A 23,050-nucleotide genomic window follows, 5' to 3' on the forward strand; every position below is an offset into this window, starting at 1 on the left:
TATCTATTTTATATGGTTATATGGAGCCTATCTTCCTGCCATTTTCCCAATATGACTAAAAATAGCGGGAAGATAGGCCCTGATGTAGTTGCCGCTTTAACTCTCGTTTAGAGTATTCACAATAATATAGACGCAGCAGTCAGGATCTATATTATTAATTTAAATCAGGATGTTGCTGTAACCGACGTAAAGAACGTTCTCGTCTTGTCTGTTCACGGCTGATATCCAATAACAAATCTTCGATAAAAGCTAAATGACGATGAGAAGCTTCACGCGCTTTTTCTGGCTCTCTTGCCATTATAGCTGCAAAAATCTGGGCTCTATGTTCACTAACTGCTTTATACATTTCTTTACGGGTATATAAGAACTCAAAATTCTGACGAATATTTTGTTCTAGCATTGGGATCATGCAACGCAATAGGTGTAATAGCACAACATTATGGGCAGCTTCCGTCACAATTAATTGATATTGCAATACGGCATCTGACTCAGCTTCTAGGCCGCCATTTTCTTGTGCTGTCTTAATTAGTTCATAGCTTTGCCGAATTCGTTCAAGATCCTCTTCTGTGCCGCGAAGTGCAGCATAATAAGCTGCAATACCTTCGAGAGCATGGCGAGTTTCAAGCAGATCGAATTGAGATTCGGGATTACCTTCAAGTAGTTGGGCTAAAGGATCACTGAAGCTTTGCCACATTTTCTTTTGAACGAAAGTGCCGCCACCTTGGCGACGAGATAGAAGCCCTTTAGCTTCTAACGTTTGAATTGCTTCACGCACTGATGGCCTAGATACGTCGAATTGCTTGGCAAGTTCACGCTCAGGAGGCAGCTTTTCGCCGGGCCGTAGTGTCCCTTCGAAAATAAGATGTTCGAGTCGTTGCTCTATCACATCTGATAACTTTGGTTGGCGAATTTTACCGTAAGTCATAATCTGCCATATTCATTAGTGAGTAATTATTGATTAGGTATTACCCAGTGTTAATTGGTAATACCAATTTTCTTATGGGGTAATAAAGTAACAAAGTATTCACTATCTGTCCATAAAGACCTTGCGCTAAATCATAAAATCCTGCAAATCTTAACAATTTTTTTTAATATTTAGCATGATTTGATAACTTAATAACCAATCACATATGAATATTTTTAACATTAAAACCGATTTTTTATGCTAAAAAACAAAAGCTGAAGCGTTAAAGTAAGTCATTCTTTAAATTTAAATTCATATTTTCTGAATAAGTAATCGACAATAAAAACCAACCTATATTCAGGCTCTAAAAAACACTATCTATTGTAATGAAAATGTTAACAAAAGAGTTAACCCTGACTTAAGTGAAACACAGTGTGTTGATAACACACTTTTTTTACCATAAAACTTCAGAATAAAATGGAAGTAATGAATAGAATAACACGCTAATATTTCAATATTGCGGATAGGCGCAAGCCTATTTATTTAGTTTAATCATGGGGCGACAAAAATAATGACATTTTACCGCCCTCCGATTCTACTAACCCTTTGATCTAATTAATTTTAACAGTAAAAGAAAGGCCAATTTATACTTTACTTTCAACAAAGCGCATTGATAAATCCATTGCTTTAATATGCTTAGTCAATGCCCCTACAGAAATAAAATCAACCCCTGTTTCCGCGAATTCCTTTATTGTATTTAATGTAACATCCCCTGAGACCTCAAGTGCTGCTTTCCCTGCGGTGAGTACTACGGCTTCTTTCATCATCATTGAAGTGAAGTTATCTAACATAATGATGTCAGCCTCTGCCTTCAAAGCACGTAATAGCTCAGCTAAACTTTCAACTTCGATCTCAATCGGTACATCAGGGTGAGCTTGGCGAGCTAACTCAACAGCGCGCTCAACAGACCCTGCGGAGATAATATGGTTCTCTTTTATTAGATAAGCGTCAGACAACCCTAGTCGATGGTTAAAACCACCGCCCATCAGCACAGCATACTTTAAAGCGGTTCTCAGCCCAGGTATGGTTTTACGGGTATCAAGCAGTTTAGCTTTCGTCCCCTCGATTTGTTTCACATACTGCGCGGTTACACTTGATACCGATGAAAGTGTTTGAATAAAGTTCAACGCAGTACGTTCGCCAGTTAATAAAATTTGTGATGGGCCATGCATCTCACACAATACTTGGTTTGGCGTAACAACTTCGCCATCTTGTACTTTCCAGTCAATTTTGACTTGCCCCCCTAGTTGAAGAAACACCTCTTCTAACCATTGTTTCCCGCAAAAGACCCCATTTTCACGGGTGATAATGAGTGCAGTCGCTTGAGTATCCGCATTCAATAACTGACCTGTTATATCCCTTTTATAATCAATGACCTGACCTAAATCTTCTTTCAGAGCAACACCAACCATAAATGGAATATCCGTATCCAATCTTGCCTGAAGAATTGTACGTCTTTGCTGTTCATCATAACGTCGTATAGGCATTTATAACTCCAAAATATGCACCCGTCTTATTTTATCTATGCTAATCTTTTCATTCGCAGATAACGAGTATTAACCAAAAAGAAAAGAGAATACTATGGATAACGATATGAAAATACATGATGGTTGGCTAAATAATGTGACTCATATCCCTTCCCCACACCACGACCAACGCCCTGAGAATGTTATTCCTTCTCTTTTGGTTATCCATAATATTAGCCTCCCCCCCGGTAGGTTTGGTGGACCTTATATTGATCAACTCTTTACAGGGAAGTTAAACCCTAAAGAACACCCCTTTTTTGAAGAAATCAAACACCTTCGTGTTTCTGCACACTGCTTAATACGCCGTGATGGTGCGATCGTTCAATATGTACCTTTTCATTTACGAGCTTGGCATGCAGGGCAATCTAGCTACCAAGGCAAAGAAAAATGTAATGATTTTTCAATTGGCATTGAGCTGGAAGGTACAGATTTTGAACCATTCACTGAAGCGCAATACCAGTCTCTTGCCCAACTAACCCAGTTGCTTATTTCTGTGTACCCATTAATTAAACATAATATTACTGGTCACAGTGATATAGCCCCTGAAAGGAAAACAGACCCAGGCCCATTTTTCGATTGGCAAAAATATAAAAATAAATTAAAACGTTAATAGTTATTATACTTAATTAACAGCTAATATTTTTATTTTAATATATATTAGCTGTTAATAGCACCGCACTTATCTTATATAACAATTCATTACCTAACGCTGTTTTAAAAGCAATTCTTTTTTTATTGCGAAGCCACTCGAAAAAAATAATGTAACGCATCCTTTCACACTACAAAACTTACAAAACGCTTTCTATTTTTTTATTTATCGATAAGTTTATTAAAAAAAATTAATTATGATTAAACCTCACTAAACAAAAGAGGTTTTAATTATGAATCAGCAAGGTTTTTCTCTTATCGAAATAATGGTAGTCATCGCAATCATTTCTATACTTAGTGCTATTGCTATTCCTGGTTATCAAGGGTATATGCAAAAAGCTGCGATGACAGATGTACTACAAATGGTGCTCCCCTATAAAAGTAGTATAGAACTGTGTAGTTTTGAGCAAGGAAGTTTATCACAATGTAATAATGGAAATAATAACATACCTACTAATATAACAGGAAAGTACATTAGTAAAATAGAAGTAAAGTCTGGGGTTATTAAATTAACGGGTGATAAGTCACTATCAGCACTTAATATAACCTTAACACCGTCAATCCCAGCAAATAGCATGCCTTTTAAATGGTCAGTTCTTTGTGAAAGTAAAACTGATGCAAATTTAAAATCATTATGTGAAAAAACATTTGTATTTTAATTAGGAGTTTTCATGAACACACTCAAGGACAAGCAATATATTTTAAAAGAGTTAAAAAATATATGTGATAGAAACTATATGATCATAATTGATTATAATCACAAAAGGTTATCTATCGCTGTCGCAAAAAAGCCTAATGACAATTTAATTGCCACACTAAAATTTATTGCAAGTGTACCCGTTTGCTACGATATTTGGCCAAAAGAGAAAATCGACCATTATTTCAACAGTGAAATACATCAAATAAAAGAAGAAGAGACTCAATATCAACCTAAAGAGGCTGAGTCCCTTAATGTTAGCTCACCCGCTGTTGATTTTGTTGAGGACCTACTAAAAACCGCTGTTCATAAACGTTCATCGGACATCCATCTTGAACCTACCAAACAAGGGTTAAAGATTAGGTTACGGGTTGATGGGAAATTATATTTTATCCCTTCCCCACCATATGAAATTAACAATGAAATCATTGCTCGTATAAAAATACTCGCAAAAATGAATATCGCAGAAAAACGGCGTCCACAAGATGGGCAAATGAGTTGGCATTTTGATGGGAAAAATTACAGTATCCGCCTATCAAGTATTCCAACTCTTCATGGTGAAAAACTAGTATTACGCATTTTGAATACACAGTTAAAATATTCTTTAGAGCACATTGGGATGTGCTCTTCCCTTCTTTCTTCACTACAAGACTATCTAAATCAGCCACAAGGGTTAATTTTAGTTACAGGCCCTACAGGTAGCGGTAAAACAGTAACGTTGTATAGTGCCCTTGAATATTTAAATAAGTCCTCTAGAAATATCTCAACCATCGAAGACCCAATTGAGATCCCTTTACAAGGGGTCAATCAAACTCAAGTCAATGAAAAATATGATCTTAGCTTCGCTTTTATTCTGAGAGCATTACTAAGACAAGACCCAGATATTATTATGATTGGGGAAATTAGAGATGAAGAAACCGCTAAAATTGCCACGCGTGCCGCACAAACAGGGCATTTAGTTTTATCAACATTACATACTAATTGTACCTTTAGTGCGATAGAGCGCATGAATCAGCTAGGTGTTAGTCATATTGAATTAAAATCGTGTTTAAAAATGGTAATAGCACAAAGGTTAGTAAGAAAGCTTTGCCCTTATTGTAAAGGAATTACAGCGCAGCCCGTTAAACTGAATGATGATCTAATTATTAATCAGTGGTCGTCTAAAAGGTGTGAGCTCTGCTTCTCTGGCTTTATGGGCAGAACCGCTATTTATGAGTATATCGATCAACCAAAGATAGGCAAATTATTTTCTGGTCAGCCCTCTAGCATAGAGGGTTTCGATAACTTATTTAAAGCAGGCCTAACTTTAGTTGAATCAGGTGAAACAACTCTGCAAGAAATTTATTCTGTTATTGGGCATGGAAAACTATAATTATGTTTATTTATTCATATATTGCTATTGACAGTAACAACAATTTAATTAAAAAAAACCTTTTAGCCAGTAGTAAGAAAAATGCTTTTTTGGCAATTACTAAAAATAACCTAACCCCATTAAAAATTAAATTTAAAATGATTTTTATTTTAAATCGTGAGAATATAGATTATCGAATACATTTCTTTCACCAATTAAGTATATTGGCATCTTCAGGTATTAACCTAGTTCAATGCCTAAAAATACTACTATCTAATTGCCACCTTCCTTATTGGCAAAACATGATAGAAAATTCAATTGAAAACCTAGAAAAAGGCGATAAGCTTTCACAGCATCTAAATAAGCACCCTCTTATTTTTAATAACACAATAGTCAGCCTAATAATTGTTGCCGAAAAAACAGGGCGTTACGATGAAAGCTTTCAAGTTATTAGCACAATGTTAGAACACAATGAAAAAAATGCATTACTTATCAAAAAAGCAATACGTTATCCAATCGCACTATCACTATTTTCAATCTTACTATTAATAATTATGATGTACTATGTTGTCCCTCAATTTGAAAATATATATGGTAATTTTCAACATGAATTACCTTTTGTTACTAAAGTTGTTATTTTTACCTCTGAATATATACAAGAAAAATCAATCATTCTGTTATTTATATTTTTCACTTTATCAGTATTAACAGTTAAATTTAAATTTACACTTAAATCTATTTTAAATAGAGTCATGATGCGCATACCATTACTCAAAGATTTAATACAAACCCATTACTTAAGCCTTTATTTTTTAACCATGCACTCAACATTAAGAGTCGGATTATCATTATCTGAATGCTTAAGTTGCACTATTCAAACTATCAGCAATTACCAATACAATAAAGATTGTAGGCAAATACAAACCTCTGTACACCAAGGGGAATTACTTTCTTATGCAATGAAGCACACTAAATTCTTCCCTGATTTATCTGTACAGCTACTCTCTATTGCTGAAGAGTCAGGAAAGCTTCAGTATTTCACCCAATATTTATTTAAATATTATTCAGAGCAATATCTATTTTTAACTGAAAAATCGCTCAAAAACCTAGAGCCTATTTTATTGGTTTTTATTGCAATTTTAGTCGGTACGATTATGTTAGCGATGTATTTGCCGATATTTAATTTAGGTAATGTAATAACTGGGTTATAACTTATTTTAATAAAGATACAATTGTTATATTTACAGAATATCAATATCATATGGCGTACTTTCACTAGTTATTTTTAACTAGTGAAATTAATACAAAATTGAGTAAAGACAAACTGATTGTTTCAGTGTAATCTATTTTTCTTCGATGAATAAATGAATAATTTTATGCCCTATATAGTAGCTTTGACAGGTGGTATTGGTAGCGGAAAGACAACGGTTGCAAACGAGTTTGCAAAATACGGTGTCCCTCTTGTCGATGCGGATGTCATCGCGCGTCAGGTCGTAGAGCCAAATACACCAGCATTAGAAACCATTAAATCTCATTTTGGTGAAGAGGTTATTCTCCCTAATGGCTCTCTCAACCGGCGTAAGCTCAGGGAAATTATTTTCTCTAACCCTAATGAAAAAAAATGGTTGAATGCACTGCTACACCCCCTTATTCAGCAAGAAACACAAAAGCAATTCCAACAAGCAAATTACCCTTACGTGCTCTGGGTTGTTCCATTATTAATTGAAAATAATATTTATCATTTGGCTAATAGAGTGTTAATTGTAGATGTAACACCCGAAGAACAAATTCAACGAACCCTGAAAAGAGATAATACCAGTCTTGAGCAAATAACGAATATACTAAATGCGCAGGTAAGCCGTGAAAAACGTCTATCTTATGCCGATGACATAATTACAAACCATACTAACGACACAGATATTTCAGATAAGGTAGCAATTCTACACAATCAATATTTAGCATTAGCAAAAATAAAAAAATAGGAATAAAAATGGGCGAATTAATTGCAACAAATTTTATTACTTATGAGTATCCGATGAATGAAAAGATCCGTTCATGGTTGCGCCTTGAAACACTTTTATCTCAAATTTATGAGCTTAGTAATATTACCTCTTATTCTTCAGGTATCGCTTTTTTTCGCTCTGTTTCAGAATTAATTGAAATTCTCGATAGAGGGGAAGTTCGTTCTGAGCTAATTAAAGAACTTGAAAAACAACGGACTCGGTTATCCAATTGGGCTGAAGCCCCTAACGCAGATAATGAATTGATTTCCTCATTATTAGAACAATTATCCGGTAAAATTTCCCATTTAATGTCTGCGCCTCGTTTTGGTCATCACTTACGTACAGATAAAATTATTAGTATGGTGCGCCAACGCCTAAGCATTCCTGGAGGATGCTGTAGTTTTGATCTTCCTACATTACAACTCTGGTTAAATATCCCTCAAGTTGAACGGGATAAAGCGATTAACGGCTGGCTACAAAGTATTGAGCCTCTAAATGACGCATTAAAAACTGTTCTTACTTTAATTCGGCAAAGTGGAAAATTCGAAGTCAGAGAGTCTAATAATGGCTTCTACCAAGATAATGTAGAAGGCAAAGAATTGTTGCGTATCAAGCTATCTACAGAATACCTAATTTACCCGCAAATCTCAGGGCACAAAACACGGTTTGCTCTACGTTTCCTGCATATTGACAGTGAGAATGGTATACTACCAGACGTAATTAATTTTGAATTATCCTGTTGCTAGCTAGAGTTATAATTTATGAGTGAAATTATTGAGGTAAATTGCCCCACATGCAAAAAAATAGTGGTCTGGGATGAAACTAGCCCTTATCGACCTTTTTGCAGTAAACGTTGCCAACTTATTGATCTTGGTGAATGGGCAAGTGAAGAAAAACGCATTGCGAGTCAAGGTGACATATCTGACAGCGATGATTGGAGTGAACAACCCGATAAGTAATATCTATAATTTAGGTGGAAAATACAAAATATGGTGATTATCCCCTTATGTATTTTCCACTTATTATGCTTTCAGGTACGATTCTTTATGTTTAGGCCTCAATTAGTACCGGGCTAAAAACTACCCGATTTTACCTTAGCATATCAACAATAACACGGTTTGCTGGTGGGAATTCATCCGCAACCAGATCTTGTTGAGCAACCCAACGTGAAACCTGCCCTTCTTTACCATAAGGTTCATTATCCCATTCGGAAACCATAAAGAAGTAAAGTGTAATAAACCGATCATCAAACTCATGGTCAACGCGGTGAAATAATTCACTTTGAGTGACAATAATGCCAACTTCTTCTTCAAGTTCACGGATTAATGCCGCTTCTGGTAATTCTCCTTTTTCAAGCTTGCCGCCCGGAAACTCCCAAAAACCAGCCATGTGAGTACCTTCTGGGCGTTTAGTAATAAAAATTTTCTGCTGTGAATTGCGTATAATCCCAGCTGCAATATGCAAATGTTTTTTTTCCATTATTTCTTCACCAAAAAGGCGGGTACCCCCGCCTTTTTTATAGTATTGATATTTTTAACAACGAATTAGTTTAAGCGGCCATGGCATTGCTTATACTTTTTACCTGAGCCACAAGGACATGGGTCATTACGACCGATTTTATGGCCTTGTGTTGCTATTTTGGCTTCAGTTTCAGTCATTAAAGATTCCGAACCTGCTTCGTGACTAAGTTGTTGTTTCTTCGCTAAACGCTCTGCTTCTTCACGGCGCTGTTGTTCTAAAGCTTCGACCTCTTCAGGTAAACGAACTTGTACTTTAGATAACGTACTGATCACCTCATATTTCAGTGCTTCAAGCATATTTGCAAACATGCTGAAAGACTCACGTTTATATTCTTGTTTCGGGTCTTTTTGAGCATAACCACGTAAATGAATACCTTGACGTAAATAATCCATTGAAGCTAAATGCTCTTTCCATAAGGTATCTAATGTTTGCAACATTACCCCTTTTTCAAAGTTACGCATTGCTTCTGCACCGACAATTTCTTCTTTGCGATCATAAACTTCAATGGCTTTTGCCATGATACGTTCACGCAATGTTTCCTCGTGCAGTTCTGGTTCTTTATCTAACCACTCTTTGATTGGTAAATCGAGGTCAAAATCATTAACTAAACGCTGATGTAGCCCTTCAATATCCCACATTTCTTCTAATGATTGCGGAGGAATATATGCATCCATTGTTGTTGTGAATACATCTTCACGAATGCTATCAACGGTTTCCTTGATATCACCACCATCCAACAATTCATTACGCTGAGTATAGATAGCACGACGTTGGTCGCTCGCTACATCATCATACTCAAGTAATTGTTTACGAATATCAAAGTTACGGCTTTCAACTTTACGTTGCGCATTCGCAATCGCTTTAGTGACCCATGGATGCTCTATTGCTTCACCAGGTTTCATCCCCAGTTTTTTCATCATCCCAGTGACACGGTCAGAGGCGAAAATGCGCATAAGTGCATCTTCCATCGATAAATAGAAACGTGATGAACCTGCATCCCCTTGACGACCAGCACGGCCTCGTAACTGATTATCAATACGGCGAGACTCATGACGCTCTGTACCAATGATATGTAAACCGCCGGATGCTAATACTGCATCATGACGAATTTTCCATTGGGCTTTGATTTCATCAATTTGTTCTTGAGTTGGGTCTTCCAAAGCGGCAATTTCAGATTGCCAGCTACCACCCAACATAATATCAGTACCACGCCCCGCCATGTTCGTTGCAATGGTGACAGCACCCGCTTGACCCGCATTGGCGATAATATCAGCTTCCATTGCGTGGAATTTAGCATTAAGAACATTGTGCGCAATCTTAGCTTTTTTCAATGCATTAGAAATTAGCTCTGATTTTTCAATCGAAATAGTACCGACCAGTACTGGCTGACCATTGGCAGTTCTTTCACGGATATCTTCAATAATTGCAGCGAATTTATCTGCTTCATTCATATAAACCAGATCAGGTAAATCTTTACGAACCATTGGGCGGTTAGTTGGAATAACGATGGTATCAAGTTTATAAATAGAGCTAAATTCAAACGCTTCTGTATCTGCGGTACCCGTCATACCGGCTAGTTTTTCATACAAACGGAAGTAATTTTGGAATGTTATAGACGCGAGTGTCTGGTTTTCATTTTGGATTTCAACACCTTCTTTCGCTTCAACAGCTTGGTGCAAACCATCAGACCAACGACGCCCTTCCATTGTACGACCTGTATGTTCGTCGACAATAACAATTTGGCCATCTTTTACAATATAATCAACGTCTAACGTAAATAAAGCATGCGCACGTAAGCCAGCCATAACATGGTGCATTAACATAATGTTAGATGGAGAATATAACGACTCTCCTTCAGCCATTAAGCCTTCTTTTGCCAATAACTCTTCGATTAATACTAGCCCACGCTCAGTAATGGTAACTTGACGTGCCTTTTCATCAACCGAAAAATGACCTTCCCCTTGGAAAGTATCGGAGTCTTCTTTTTCTTGGCGTTGCAGATGTGGAATTAGTTTATCCACTTTTTGGTACAATTCTGAGCTATCTTCAGCAGGACCTGAGATAATTAGAGGTGTACGAGCTTCATCGATAAGGATTGAGTCAACCTCATCCACTAAAGCATAATGAAGCTTACGTTGAACGCGTTCTTCAGGACTAAACGCCATGTTGTCACGTAAGTAGTCGAAGCCAAACTCGTTATTAGTTCCATAAGTAATATCCGCAGCATACGCTTCGCGTTTCGCTGGAGGAGCCATACCCGGTAAGTTAATACCCACCGTTAAGCCTAAGAACTCAAATAATGGGCGGTTATTTTCCGCATCTCGTTTTGCTAAGTAGTCGTTTACTGTTACAACATGGACACCTTTGCCACTTAATGCGTTAATATATGCAGGTAACGTTGCGGTAAGTGTTTTACCTTCACCTGTGCGCATTTCAGCGATACAGCGTTCATTCAGTACCATCCCACCAATTAACTGTACATCAAAGTGACGCATACCAAATACACGTCGACTCGCTTCACGTACCGTAGCGAACGCTTCAGGAATGATGCTTTCTAAGCTTTCGTTTTTCTCTAGACGCTCACGAAACTCAATTGTTTTAGCTTTTAGTTCATCATCCGATAACTTTTCGAAATCAGGCTCTAAACGGTTAATTTTTTCAACTTCTTTGCGTAAGCGGCGTAGTGTGCGGTCGTTACGGCTACCAAAAACTTTGGTTAGGATCTTTGTTAACATATCTTTAATCTCTAATATATCAATTAGTTATTTAATTTTTTATTCATTGTTATGCCATAAAATAATACAGCGATATCTGCTGATACTTTATGAGGGAGATTAAGAAGTTAACGGCCCTGCACGAATACCATGGACTTGTGCCACCCACATCGCAGGTTGGTAGGAAATAAAGTGAGGGTAATCATAATGATTAACTTGAACAATACGTTCATCCCATTGAAGTGAACGCTGAGCCAACATGGCATACAACGTATCTAACATCAATTGTGGTACAATAAGTTGTTCTGATTCTTTTTTGGCCGTACTTGCATCGTCATCTTCGGTTGCTGAAAAGGCAAAAGTTAACTGACGGATGACATTTCTTACCGCATGTTGCTGCCAATAATTAACCGAAAAAGAGGATGAGGATGAAGAACGTTGAGAATTTTGCTGAGCAAATAAATTATCAAACGCATTAACCGCCTGACTTTGGCGATTAACTGGTGAAGAGTTAATTTGTGTTAATTGAGACTCAGATAATGCATTTAAAATTGTAGGCAAGCCGACACCCGTGGCAACCACACCTAATAATAGGTGGGACCAAAAGTATTTTCTACCAAGTTGTCGCCAAAAATTTAAAATGCCCATTAAACTCTTATATCATCAATTCGTGACAATGCTATTATCTGTCTATACGTTTTATCATTGCACATTGTTAGCTGGAGCCAAAAATGAGAGATAGTCATCCCCAAGCACTTTTTGATGTTCTTGAAGGGTCATTGGCAACATCATCGAACACGTTGCAGACAATTCAGCGCAATGCAAAAGCCATTGTTAAACTGAACCGTGCAGTAAAAGGCTTACTTCCTAGTGAAATCAAACCAATGTGCCGTGTTGCAAACTACCGTAACAATGTTATGGTCCTCGAAGTGGCTAATGCCAGCTGGATGACCCGCCTTAATTATGAAAAAATAAACCTTCTTTCTGCATTAAGGACATCTATTCTACCATCTTTATCTTCTATCGACATCAGAATCAATCCCGATCTAATGCGAAAATCGAAGCAAAATAGTTCAGTAACTAAGCAAACAGACTCAGCAAGTCAAAAAATGAACAACCGTCAGATAAGCACGCAAACAGCACTAACATTATTAAAATTAGCGGAGAATAGCCCAAAAGGGTTAAAAGAAAGGTTTGAGCGGCTGGCTGCACTAGCCGGAGAGAGTACTAGCACAGCCAACAGAAAGGGCTAACCCCGATTATTTTCGGTGATAGCCGCATAACCAACGTTATGCGTATACAGCTGAAGGGGCTTTAAATGCCACTGGCAATTGAGCTTCATCTTCAAAGGTAACAAGATCCCAAGCGGACTCTTTCGCTAAAACCGCTTGTAGAAGTTTGTTATTCAGTGCATGACCAGATTTGAACGCAGTAAATGCGCCAATAATGTTATGCCCACACATGAATAAGTCACCTATTGCATCCAACATTTTGTGACGAACGAATTCATCTTCAAAACGTAAGCCATCTTCGTTAAGAACTTTATAGTCATCAACAACGATAGCGCAGTCGAAACTACCGCCTAAGCATAAGCCTTTTGATTGCAGATATTCAATATCACGCATAAAACCAAAAGTACGTGCTCGGCTGATTTGATTAACAAATGATTCCGCAGAGAAATCAAGTGAATAGCGTTGTGTGCTGCTATCAATAGCCGGGTGTTGGAAATCAATAGTGAAATCAAGACTAAACCCATTATAAGGTTTCATCTCTGCCCATTTATCACCATCTTCAACACGTACAGTTTCTTTAATACGCAAAAATTTCTTTGCACAATTTAACTCTTCGATACCGCCATCAAGCAGTAAGAAAACAAATGGTGCTGCACTGCCATCCATAATAGGGATTTCAGGCGCATTGACTTCAATAACAATGTTATCGATACCTAACCCTGCTAAGGCAGCATTCAAATGCTCAACAGTTGAAATACGTACGTTATCTTCGTTGACTAAGCAAGTACATAACATAGTATCGCGAACTGATTTCGCATCTGCCGGAAAATCAACCGGTGGATTAAGGTCAGTACGACGGTAGATGACCCCGGTATTGGCCGGCGCTGGACGTAAAGTAAGCGTAACTTTTTTGCCGGTATGTAAACCGACACCAGTCGCTGTAATTATACGTTTTAATGTCCTTTGTTTGATCATCGTATTTTTCTCGCAATGTTATAAGTCCTACTGATTATCTTACAGGATAACCAGTAGGAAATTTTAGCACAAAAAGCGGAGAAACCAATATAAATTAAAATTAATCGGCCTGCTTACGCAAGAACGCAGGAATATCAAGATAATCTGGTTCTTTATTTGTTTGCGTATTTTGGTCATTAACCGCTTTAGCTGCTGGTTTCTCTTCTGTTAATGAAGACATGCTATTTTGCATTTGCTGATAACGTTGCTCCATTGACGTCTGCTGAGACATCTTATTGCTGACTAAGGTAATTTCAGGACGTTTGTCCATACCAATACCCGTAGCAACAACAGTGACGCGCAGCTCTTCGTGCATTTCTGGGTCTAGAGAAGTACCGATTACTACCGTCGCATTATCAGATGCGAAAGCACGGATAGTATTACCTACCGTCTCAAACTCATCCAAGCGCAGGTCGAAACCAGCGGTGATGTTAACCAACACACCACGCGCACCAGACAGGTCGATATCTTCAAGTAGTGGGCTAGAAATGGCCATTTCAGCCGCTTCTTCTGCTCTATCTTCACCACGAGCGACACCTGAACCCATCATCGCGTAGCCCATTTCTGACATGACTGTACGTACGTCAGCGAAGTCTACGTTCATCAAACCTGGGCGTGTAATCAGTTCAGCGATACCTTGTACTGCACCTTTAAGTACGTCATTTGCCGCACCAAAAGCATCTAGTAACGAGATACCACGACCAAGTACTTTCAATAATTTATCATTTGGGATGGTGATCAGTGAGTCTACGTGTTTTGATAACTCAGTAATCCCCGCTTCTGCAAATGCCATGCGCTTTTTACCTTCAAAATTGAAAGGCTTAGTCACAACAGCAACTGTCAGAATACCCAGTTCTTTGGCTACCTCGGCAACAACTGGAGCAGCCCCAGTTCCTGTACCACCGCCCATACCTGCTGCGATAAAGACCATATCTGCGCCATCTAATGCATTACGCAGAGCTTCACGATCTTCTTCAGCGGCATTACGGCCGACTTCAGGGTTTGCGCCAGCACCCAGACCTTTGGTAATACCTGTACCGATCTGGATAGTTTGTCCAACTGCGGTTTTACGCAGTGCCTGTGCGTCTGTATTGACAGCGAAGAACTCAACGCCTTCAATACGTTCACGCACCATGTGTTCAACGGCATTACCGCCGCCGCCCCCAACGCCGATGACTTTAATCACCGCATCGTTGGTTAGCTCCATTGGTTCAAACATAATGTCTCTCCGTTTTGTGCTTACTACTTTTGAAGCTAATAATATGCTTCTTTATAAAAATTAAAATTCTTTTCTCAGCCAGCTAGTTATTTTACTAAACCACCCGCTCACTGATGCTCGTTTTTCTATTTCGGTATCATCGCCTAAATGGCTTTCTTTACCGTAGTGCAGAAGCCCAACCGCAGTTGAATAGTATGGCTCCTGTGCATAATCCGTTAATCCTGTGATGTTGAGCGGTGTACCAATTCGCACTTGCGTATGGAACACTTTTTGAGCACATTCGACTAAACCATCGATTTGAGCTGCTCCACCAGTCAACACGATACCAGCGGCCAAATGGTGTTTGACACCTTGTTGGCGTAACTGTTCCTGTAAATTTAAAATTTCTTCATTTACTAAGTTTAACAGCTCAGTATACCGTGGCTCGATAACTTCTGCTAAGGTTTGACGCTGTAAACTTCTAGGTGGACGACCGCCCACACTAGGCACTTCTACGGTCTCATCTTTACTGACAATCGAACCTACTGCACAACCATGACGCACTTTGATTGCCTCTGCATCTGTTGGCGGTGTTCCGAAAGCATAAGCGATATCACTAGTCACCACATTACCTGCGTATGGAATAACCTTAGTGTGGCGTAAAGCGCCCCCCGTATAAACTGCCATATCCATTGTACCGCCACCAATATCGACGACACAAACGCCTAACTCACGCTCATCTTCAGTTAACACGCTATAGCTTGCAGCAAGACCCGCAAAAATAAGCTGATCGACTTTTAACCCACAACGCTCAACTGCTTTGACTATGTTCTTCGCCATATCATTATGGCAGGTGATCAGATGTACTTTGGCTTGCATACGTACACCCGATAACCCAACCGGGTTTTTAATCCCTTCTTGGTAATCTATCGCGAACTCTTGTGGAATTACGTGCAATATTCTGTGTTCATCACGAACACGAACTGATTTTGCAGTATGTACCACACTATCAACATCTTCTTGTGTCACTTCTTCTTCTGAAACTGGCACCATACCAATTTCATTTTGGCAGCTAACATGCTTACCCGATAACGCAAGATATACTGAAGATATTTGGCAATCTGCCATTAATTCGGCCTGATCAATCGCTCTTTGGACACATTTTACCACTGATTCAAGGTCGTTTACGCCACCTTTGTCCATTCCGCGAGATGGACAACTTCCCACCCCAATAATATTAACCATACCATCGGGCAGAATTTCGCCAACAAGGGCTGATACCTTGGAAGTTCCAATTTCAAGGCCTACCACTAATTTTCTGTCCGTTGCTTTAATCATTTCTTCTGCCTAATTAGAGTTATTAGTCATTATTGTAAACTCGGTGGAGCATCGACCAATAGTGGTGCCCAACCCACCGCAGCACCACTGGTATAACGTAAGTCAACATAATCAACTCGTTTATCCGTCGTTTGCTGCAAAAGCGGATAAAGTTCAAGGAACCTGTTTAGCCGCTCTGAAACATCTTTTTTACCCAGTTCAATTCTGACATCGTTGTCTAAAATAATTTGCCATGCATGCCTAGCAGTCATAGAGAGTGACTTTAGCTTTAAGTTATGTGCAGCTAACGTATTCTTAAATACTGCAAATTCTTTAAGAACTTCTTTTTGGCTACCTTGTGGGCCATACAGCAACACATAGTCGCCTTTCCCATTTTCGCTGACCGGTAAACTAAATACCCGCCCCTCTCCATCTACCATGTTTTGATCATTCCACCTTGCAAATGGACGATACTCAACAATGTGAATCTTTAATTCGTCAGGCCATTGTTTGCGCACTGTAACTTGGCGTATCCAAGGCATCATGCTTATTTGATTTTGGATAGCATTGACATCAACTGTCATAAACGTACCCGGTTGCCCTAATGCTAAAATTGCCTTTCTAACATCATCATTTTTGGTGTAATGACGCTCCCCTGTTAGAACCAACTTAGACATTGGTAGCCTATCTGCATCTTTCATCCATGTCGTTACCATCCAACCACTCCAAATGATAGTACTTACAACAATTAGGAAGAAAAATAACCCACCTAAAAATGCACCATTACTTGGCCCTGAACTTGGGTCTTCATCGTTCTTATGGTTATGATGTTTAACGTTTAATGCTGCCTGCGACATATCAACGAGCCAATTTCAAAATTTGCACAACTAACTCAGAAAACTCCATACCTGCTTGACGTGCGGCCATTGGTACTAGGCTATGGCTAGTCATGCCTGGTGAGGTATTCACTTCTAATAAATAGAACTGACCGTCACTATCTTGCATTACATCCACTCGCCCCCAGCCTTCACATCCTACTGTCTGATATGCATTCATTGCTAACTCAGACAACTCAGATTCCGCTTGTTCATCTAAACCACTTGGGCAAAAATATTGCGTTTCATCTGACAGATATTTTGCTTCATAGTCATAAAAAATACCCGGTGGTTGAATACGGATGGACGGTAATGTCTTATCACCTAATATTGCAACCGTAAATTCTGGGCCACTAAGCCATTTTTCTATCAACACTGTATCGTCAAACTGAAATGCCAATTCTAGTGCTGAAGACAATGTCTCTAAACTGTCGACTTTACTCATCCCAACACTGGAACCTTCTAAACTTGGCTTAACAATAAGTGGTAAACCGAGTTGTTGAACCTTTTCGATAACTTGTTCATGGGAAGCTTGGGTATACTGCTGCTGAGTCAAGTATACATACGGAGACACACTTAACCCTGCCCCTTCCCACAATTGTTTTGTTCTTAGCTTGTCCATGCTGAGTGCCGAGGCCATTACACCGCTACCAGTATAAGGTAGGTTTAAAAATTCCAATAACCCCTGTAATGTTCCGTCTTCACCGCCACGACCATGTAACGCAATAAATACTTTATCGAAACCTGCATTTCTCAGTGTTTCAACAGGAAAATCTTTGGTATCAATAGGATGAGCATCAATACCTGCTTGACGTAACCCTGTCAGCACAGCACTCCCTGACTGAAGTGAAACCTCACGTTCAGCGGATGTCCCTCCTAATAAAACCGCAACTTTCTCTGCCATATTTATTCCTCAACCATCGGCGGCTGTAATTTCGTTTCCGCTAGGTTTTTTGCTATTTTACCAATATTTCCTGCGCCTTGAACTAAAATTAAATCATTTTCATCAAGAGTTTGAGCTAGGATGTGTGGTATTTGTTCAACGTCGGCAACATAAATAGGATCAATCTGACCGCGACCACGAATTGTTCTACATAATGAGCGGCTATCAGCCCCCGGAACATGCTTCTCACCAGCAGAATACACATCTAACATCAGTAATATATCAACTTGCCCCAGCACATTAACAAAATCATCGTATAAATCACGCGTACGTGTATAGCGATGAGGCTGAAAAATCATAACAATACGTTTATCTGGCCAACCTGCTCTTGCTGCTTTAATGGTGGCGTCAACTTCTGTTGGATGATGACCATAGTCATCAACTAACATCACTTCGCCTTCCTTACCATTCACATTGCGTAATGCGAAATTACCTAGGAAATCAAAACGACGCCCAGTGCCTTGGAACTCTACCAGCGCAGACAAAATATGTAAGTCATCAATGCCTTCCTCAGTTGCCACAGCAACCGCAGCCGTTGCATTCAATGCATTGTGACGCCCCGGCGCATTAAGTACGACAGTCAGTTCTGGCATCCCTTCACGCGCAATGGTGAAAAAACCTTGATTACCTTTTTGTTCATATTTTGTGATACGCACATCAGCATCTTCACTAAAACCATAAGTCGTTATATAACGACCAATTTTGGGTAATAATGAACGAATTACAGGGTCATCAATACACATGACTGCACGGCCATAAAATGGCAAATTATGTAAGAAGTTAATGAACGTATTGGTTAAATTATCAAAGTCACCTTGATAAGTATCCATATGGTCAGCTTCAATATTCGTGACGACCGCAACTAACGGTTGTAAGTGCAAAAATGAAGCATCGCTTTCATCAGCTTCAGCAATTAAGTAACGGCTACTGCCTAAGCGAGCATGTGTCCCTGCTGATTTAACTAAACCGCCATTCACAAAGGTTGGGTCTAAACCTGCTTGTGCATAAATCCCAGAAATCATTGCTGTCGTTGTTGTTTTGCCATGAGTCCCTGCAACAGCAATACCATGACGATAACGCATTAGTTCAGCTAACATTTCTGCACGGCGAATAACAGGAATACGTAACTCTTTTGCTGCTTGAATTTCAGGGTTCTCACTGGAAATAGCTGTAGAAACTACAACCACACTCGCATTTTCAACATTTTCGGGGCGATGGTTAAAATAAATTGTTGCGCCCAATTCGGTTAACTGTTGAGTCACTGCATTTGGTGCTAAATCAGAACCACTAATTTCATAACCTTCATTTGCCAACACTTCAGCGATACCACCCATGCCGGCACCACCGATGCCAACAAAATGGATGTGCCTAACTCTTCTCATTTCTGGCACTGATATTCTTAATTTCGCTAATTGTTGTGTATTCACTATATTTCTTCGCTTCTAATTAAATCGGTATCAATTATGGCTAAAATTATTTAGCCACTTCGCAAATAACAGCAGCAACGCGTTCCGTTGCATCAGTTATTGCACAATCATGGGCTTTTTGCGCCATCGACAGTAACGTTGCCCTATCCCACTGTTCAAGTAGGTTAGCCACAGCATCAGCCGTAAATTGCGGCTGTTCTAATATTTTAGCGGCCCCTGCTTTTTCTAGCGGCAGTGCATTCCAATATTGCTGGCGGTCTTTATGCTGAAAAGGAACAAAAATGGCAGGTAAACCTGCGGCTGCAACTTCACTTACTGTCAATGCACCTGAGCGGCAAACAACAATATCTGCCCAAGCATAAGCTTGCGCCATATCGTCAATAAATTCAGTAACTTTATACTCGGAATTACCCGAAACTTGCAGGTGTTCATTATACAATGCTTCAGTAGAACCTTTACTACCTTTTCCAGCCTGATGCCAAATATTTAACTGCTTGCTTGTTTTTTCAGCCACTAAAGGCATAACTTGGTTTAAAATTCGCGCCCCTTGGCTACCACCGATAACCAATACACGTATTGCGCCATCTCTACCCGCCAAACGGATTTGTGGGGCCGGTAAAGCTAAAACATCTTCACGGACGGGGTTGCCAACCACAGGTGCATTTGGAAATGCCCCCGGAAAAGCTTGTAATACACGCTTAGCTATTCGAGATAACCATTTATTCGTTAAACCAGCGATGCCATTTTGTTCGTGCAAAACAACCGGAACCCCACACTGCCATGCTGCAATTCCACCCGGACCGGAGACATAGCCCCCCATCCCTAAGACTGCATCGGGTTGATACTGTTTAATAATGGCCTTAGCTTGACGGATCGCTTTGTAAATCCGCCAAGGTGCACCGACCAATGCCGCAATCCCTTTTCCCCTTAAACCCGATATCTGAATAAACTCGATATCAATGCCATGTTTAGGTACTAATGTAGCTTCCATACGATCGGCGGTGCCTAACCAACGAATTTCCCAGCCCTGAGCCTGCAAATAATGCGCCACAGCTAGACCAGGAAAAACATGTCCCCTGTTCCACCGGCCATGACGAGTAGTTTTTTTGCCTGACTCATTTAACGCTCCTTACAAACGCCTGTGCTTTTTCAAGACGTGTTTCAAAATCAATTCGTAATAATATTGCTATCGCAGCAGCCATAACCAGTAAACTTGAACCACCATAACTAATTAATGGTAATGTTAACCCTTTCGTTGGCAGCATACCGGATGCCGCACCGACGTTGACAAGTGCTTGGAAAGTAAACCAAATCCCAATTGAGCACGCTAAATAACCACCAAACAGTTGATTTGACATTAATGCGCGGCGACCAATCATCATCGCCCTGAATGCCAACATAAATACCATTAGCAGAACCAGTACCACGCCTAAATAACCCAGCTCTTCGGCTAAAACTGAAAAAATAAAATCCGTATGCGCTTCGGGCAAATATTCCAATTTTTGTACTGAATTACCTAACCCCTGACCAAACATTTCCCCACGACCAAAAGCCATCAAGGATTGCGTTAACTGATAACCACTACCAAACGGGTCATCCCATGGGTTTAAGAAAGAGGTAACACGTCGCAAACGATATGGTTCAAACCAAATCAATGCTAATACCCCAACTGCACAAGCAGCGATCCCAATAATAAATGGTGCGAGCCTTGCCCCAGCTAAAAACAATAAACCAAGTGTCGTGACCACTAAAACAATGACGGTTCCTAAATCAGGCTGTAATAACAGTAAAGAGGCCATAACGACCAAAATACACATTGGTTTGATAAAACCGAGGAAGCGTGTACGTACCTCATCTGATTTACGAACTAAATAACTAGATACATAGCAAAATAATGTAAATTTTGAGAGCTCCGCAGGCTGGATTTTTACCAACCCGATATCTATCCAGCGTGATGCACCATTAACCGAGCTGCCTGCGACAAGTACTACAACTAGCATGGCTAATGATGCCATCAGTAATATAAAGTTGTATTTTTCCCAAACCGCCATCGGAATACGCATTACACCTAGCGCTAAAATAAATGCAATGACGATATACACAACATCACGTTTAGCAAAATAGAATGGGTCTTCCGTTAAACGTTGCCCTACGGGCATCGACGCGGATGTCACCATAATGAAACCAACCGCAGCAAGACCGAATGCCAACCATACTAATGTACGGTCGTAAAGCGTTGAGCCTGAAATCACGCCATTTCTTTCACCAATGACCCAGTTTTTGATACGCAATGCACCCGGTATTGTCATTAACCTAACTCCTCGGCTAATTGAGCAAAGACAGCACCGCGCTGCTCAAAACTTTTAAATTGATCCAAACTTGCACAGGCAGGAGATAACAACACCATATCACCGGCTTTTAAATTTGGTGCAATTTGGCGTAAGCTTTGCTCCATGGTTTCTGTCAATACTGATTTTTCCGGCGCCAGCGCCGCCAATGTTTCACCATCGCGACCAAAACAATACAAACGGTAGTTATCCGCAGCAATATAAGGTTTGAGTGATGAAAAATCAGCAGACTTACCATCGCCACCTAATAATAAATACAAAGTGCCTTCAACATGTAACCCATTCAGCGCCGCTTCTGTACTACCAACATTAGTTGCTTTAGAGTCGTTAATCCAACGAACACCATGTTTAAATAGGACCAATTCAAAACGGTGTGCCAGCCCTGCATATTCTTTCAAGACTTGTACACTCGCTTTACGAGGAATATTAACTGCATCTGCCAAGGCTAATGCGGCTAACGCATTGAGGTAATTATGTTGGCCGGTCAGATGCATCTCGTTAACATCCAACAGTTGCTCACCTTTAGCCACTAACACACGTTTTTGGGTATCAAAGAAATAATCACCGTTATTTAAACCAAAACTGATGCATTCATCTTGTGTTAGGTTTTCGGGTAATGTCAGCGCATCTTGCCCATTCACAATGCAGTTTTCAGCTTGATGATAAATTTTCAATTTTGCTGCGCGATACTGCACTAGCCCCAATGGATAGCGATCCATATGGTCTTCACTAATATTCAATACCGTTGCAGCAGCCGCTTTTAAACTGGATGTCGTTTCCAGTTGAAAGCTTGATAGCTCTAAAACATAGAGAGCATGCCCTGCATTCAGTAATGAAAGTGCAGGAATACCTATATTGCCACCAACGCCGACTGAAATCCCGGCGGCTTTTGCCATTTCACCCACAAGTGAGGTAACCGTACTTTTACCATTCGACCCCGTAATAGCCACTATCGGAGCATCGGCTTCACGGCAAAAGAGTTCAATGTCACCCACAATTTCGATGCCGTTTTGTGCAGCTTGCTGCAATTGCGGTGTTGCTAAAGCAATACCAGGGCTTGCAACAATTAAATCCGCTTCTTGTAGCCATGAGTTATTCAAACTACCGCTATGGCACGCCACATTTACAGGAAGTTTATCAACACCGGGCGGTACGGTTCGGGTATCCATCACACGCGGCACAACGCCACGCTCAATGAAAAAATGAACGCAGGATAGGCCTGTTACCCCAAGACCTATAATAACTACATTCTTACCCTGATAATCGACCATG

The 23,050-nt window shown here is 39.8% G+C and carries 21 protein-coding genes and 1 pseudogene; 8 read left to right on the plus strand and 14 right to left on the minus strand.

Going from position 1 to position 23,050, the window contains the following annotated elements:
- Nucleotides 1-154 precede the first annotated feature (154 nt).
- Both pdhR and nadC read right to left on the minus strand, forming a co-directional pair.
- Nucleotides 155-925, minus strand: a complete 771-nt coding sequence (gene pdhR, locus RB151_RS15030) for a pyruvate dehydrogenase complex transcriptional repressor PdhR (RefSeq protein ID WP_042845083.1) — start codon at nucleotides 923-925, stop codon at nucleotides 155-157.
- A 623-nt stretch (nucleotides 926-1,548) separates the two neighbouring features.
- On the minus strand, nucleotides 1,549-2,451 hold the full coding sequence (gene nadC, locus RB151_RS15035; protein ID WP_071548279.1) for a carboxylating nicotinate-nucleotide diphosphorylase: 903 nt from the start codon (nucleotides 2,449-2,451) through the stop codon (nucleotides 1,549-1,551).
- 106 nt (nucleotides 2,452-2,557) lie between these two features.
- On the opposite strand from nadC, the gene ampD reads away from it, so the two are divergent.
- The 7 genes from ampD (at nucleotide 2,558) to yacG (ending at nucleotide 8,148) form a co-directional block, all read left to right on the plus strand.
- Nucleotides 2,558-3,100, plus strand: coding sequence for a 1,6-anhydro-N-acetylmuramyl-L-alanine amidase AmpD (gene ampD / locus RB151_RS15040; RefSeq protein ID WP_370661217.1), 543 nt, complete (start codon nucleotides 2,558-2,560; stop codon nucleotides 3,098-3,100).
- Between the two features lie 271 nt (nucleotides 3,101-3,371).
- Nucleotides 3,372-3,797: a prepilin peptidase-dependent pilin gene (gene ppdD / locus RB151_RS15045; RefSeq protein WP_042845088.1), complete on the plus strand. Its 426-nt coding sequence runs from the start codon at nucleotides 3,372-3,374 to the stop codon at nucleotides 3,795-3,797.
- Nucleotides 3,798-3,809: 12 nt separating this feature from the next.
- The gene (locus RB151_RS15050; protein ID WP_071548280.1) at nucleotides 3,810-5,207 is read left to right on the plus strand and encodes an ATPase, T2SS/T4P/T4SS family; all 1,398 of its coding nucleotides are present in this window, start codon (nucleotides 3,810-3,812) and stop codon (nucleotides 5,205-5,207) included.
- Nucleotides 5,208-5,209: 2 nt separating this feature from the next.
- Nucleotides 5,210-6,397, plus strand: a complete 1,188-nt coding sequence (locus RB151_RS15055) for a type II secretion system F family protein (protein ID WP_071548281.1) — start codon at nucleotides 5,210-5,212, stop codon at nucleotides 6,395-6,397.
- A gap of 165 nt (nucleotides 6,398-6,562) precedes the next feature.
- Nucleotides 6,563-7,168 (plus strand): dephospho-CoA kinase, encoded by a 606-nt coding sequence (gene coaE / locus RB151_RS15060; RefSeq protein WP_042845092.1) that lies wholly within the window; start codon nucleotides 6,563-6,565, stop codon nucleotides 7,166-7,168.
- A gap of 8 nt (nucleotides 7,169-7,176) precedes the next feature.
- Nucleotides 7,177-7,935 carry a cell division protein ZapD gene (zapD, locus tag RB151_RS15065; RefSeq protein ID WP_042845094.1) on the plus strand — a complete coding sequence of 253 codons (759 nt, stop codon included), beginning with the start codon at nucleotides 7,177-7,179 and terminating at the stop codon, nucleotides 7,933-7,935.
- A gap of 15 nt (nucleotides 7,936-7,950) precedes the next feature.
- Nucleotides 7,951-8,148: a DNA gyrase inhibitor YacG gene (gene yacG, locus RB151_RS15070; RefSeq protein ID WP_042845096.1), complete on the plus strand. Its 198-nt coding sequence runs from the start codon at nucleotides 7,951-7,953 to the stop codon at nucleotides 8,146-8,148.
- A 130-nt stretch (nucleotides 8,149-8,278) separates the two neighbouring features.
- On the opposite strand, the gene mutT is transcribed toward yacG, so the two are convergent.
- From mutT to secM, 3 genes are all read right to left on the minus strand, one after another.
- Complete coding sequence (gene mutT / locus RB151_RS15075; protein ID WP_071548282.1) at nucleotides 8,279-8,668, minus strand: 8-oxo-dGTP diphosphatase MutT; 390 nt, start codon at nucleotides 8,666-8,668, stop codon at nucleotides 8,279-8,281.
- Between the two features lie 65 nt (nucleotides 8,669-8,733).
- Nucleotides 8,734-11,445 (minus strand): preprotein translocase subunit SecA, encoded by a 2,712-nt coding sequence (gene secA / locus RB151_RS15080; RefSeq protein ID WP_042845099.1) that lies wholly within the window; start codon nucleotides 11,443-11,445, stop codon nucleotides 8,734-8,736.
- A 99-nt stretch (nucleotides 11,446-11,544) separates the two neighbouring features.
- A complete protein-coding gene (secM, locus tag RB151_RS15085) occupies nucleotides 11,545-12,072 on the minus strand; it encodes a secA translation cis-regulator SecM (protein ID WP_042845101.1) in 528 nt (175 codons plus the stop codon).
- An 83-nt stretch (nucleotides 12,073-12,155) separates the two neighbouring features.
- On the opposite strand from secM, the gene RB151_RS15090 reads away from it, so the two are divergent.
- Nucleotides 12,156-12,677 (plus strand): DUF721 domain-containing protein, encoded by a 522-nt coding sequence (locus RB151_RS15090; RefSeq protein WP_048607937.1) that lies wholly within the window; start codon nucleotides 12,156-12,158, stop codon nucleotides 12,675-12,677.
- 36 nt (nucleotides 12,678-12,713) lie between these two features.
- On the opposite strand, the gene lpxC is transcribed toward RB151_RS15090, so the two are convergent.
- From lpxC to murD, 9 genes and pseudogenes are all read right to left on the minus strand, one after another.
- A complete protein-coding gene (gene lpxC / locus RB151_RS15095) occupies nucleotides 12,714-13,631 on the minus strand; it encodes a UDP-3-O-acyl-N-acetylglucosamine deacetylase (RefSeq protein WP_042845110.1) in 918 nt (305 codons plus the stop codon).
- A 100-nt stretch (nucleotides 13,632-13,731) separates the two neighbouring features.
- Nucleotides 13,732-14,889 (minus strand): cell division protein FtsZ, encoded by a 1,158-nt coding sequence (gene ftsZ, locus RB151_RS15100; RefSeq protein WP_042845111.1) that lies wholly within the window; start codon nucleotides 14,887-14,889, stop codon nucleotides 13,732-13,734.
- A 60-nt stretch (nucleotides 14,890-14,949) separates the two neighbouring features.
- Nucleotides 14,950-16,206, minus strand: a complete 1,257-nt coding sequence (ftsA, locus tag RB151_RS15105) for a cell division protein FtsA (protein WP_042845112.1) — start codon at nucleotides 16,204-16,206, stop codon at nucleotides 14,950-14,952.
- A gap of 29 nt (nucleotides 16,207-16,235) precedes the next feature.
- Entirely contained in the window at nucleotides 16,236-17,042 is an 807-nt protein-coding gene (gene ftsQ / locus RB151_RS15110; RefSeq protein WP_042845113.1) for a cell division protein FtsQ, read from the minus strand.
- A 1-nt stretch (nucleotide 17,043) separates the two neighbouring features.
- Nucleotides 17,044-17,964, minus strand: coding sequence for a D-alanine--D-alanine ligase (locus tag RB151_RS15115; protein ID WP_071548283.1), 921 nt, complete (start codon nucleotides 17,962-17,964; stop codon nucleotides 17,044-17,046).
- 2 nt (nucleotides 17,965-17,966) lie between these two features.
- Nucleotides 17,967-19,430: a UDP-N-acetylmuramate--L-alanine ligase gene (gene murC, locus RB151_RS15120; protein WP_042845115.1), complete on the minus strand. Its 1,464-nt coding sequence runs from the start codon at nucleotides 19,428-19,430 to the stop codon at nucleotides 17,967-17,969.
- Between the two features lie 46 nt (nucleotides 19,431-19,476).
- Nucleotides 19,477-20,549, minus strand: a pseudogene (gene murG, locus RB151_RS15125) (undecaprenyldiphospho-muramoylpentapeptide beta-N-acetylglucosaminyltransferase).
- Nucleotides 20,546-21,739, minus strand: a complete 1,194-nt coding sequence (ftsW, locus tag RB151_RS15130; protein WP_042845117.1) for a cell division protein FtsW — start codon at nucleotides 21,737-21,739, stop codon at nucleotides 20,546-20,548. Before ftsW ends, murG begins: the two are co-directional and overlap by 4 nt.
- Entirely contained in the window at nucleotides 21,739-23,049 is a 1,311-nt protein-coding gene (gene murD / locus RB151_RS15135) for a UDP-N-acetylmuramoyl-L-alanine--D-glutamate ligase (protein WP_071548284.1), read from the minus strand. Before murD ends, ftsW begins: the two co-directional genes overlap by 1 nt.
- Between the last annotated feature and the right edge of the window lies 1 nt (nucleotide 23,050).

This window comes from Providencia rettgeri, from assembly GCF_001874625.1.
Classification (GTDB): Bacteria; Pseudomonadota; Gammaproteobacteria; order Enterobacterales; family Enterobacteriaceae; genus Providencia; species Providencia huashanensis.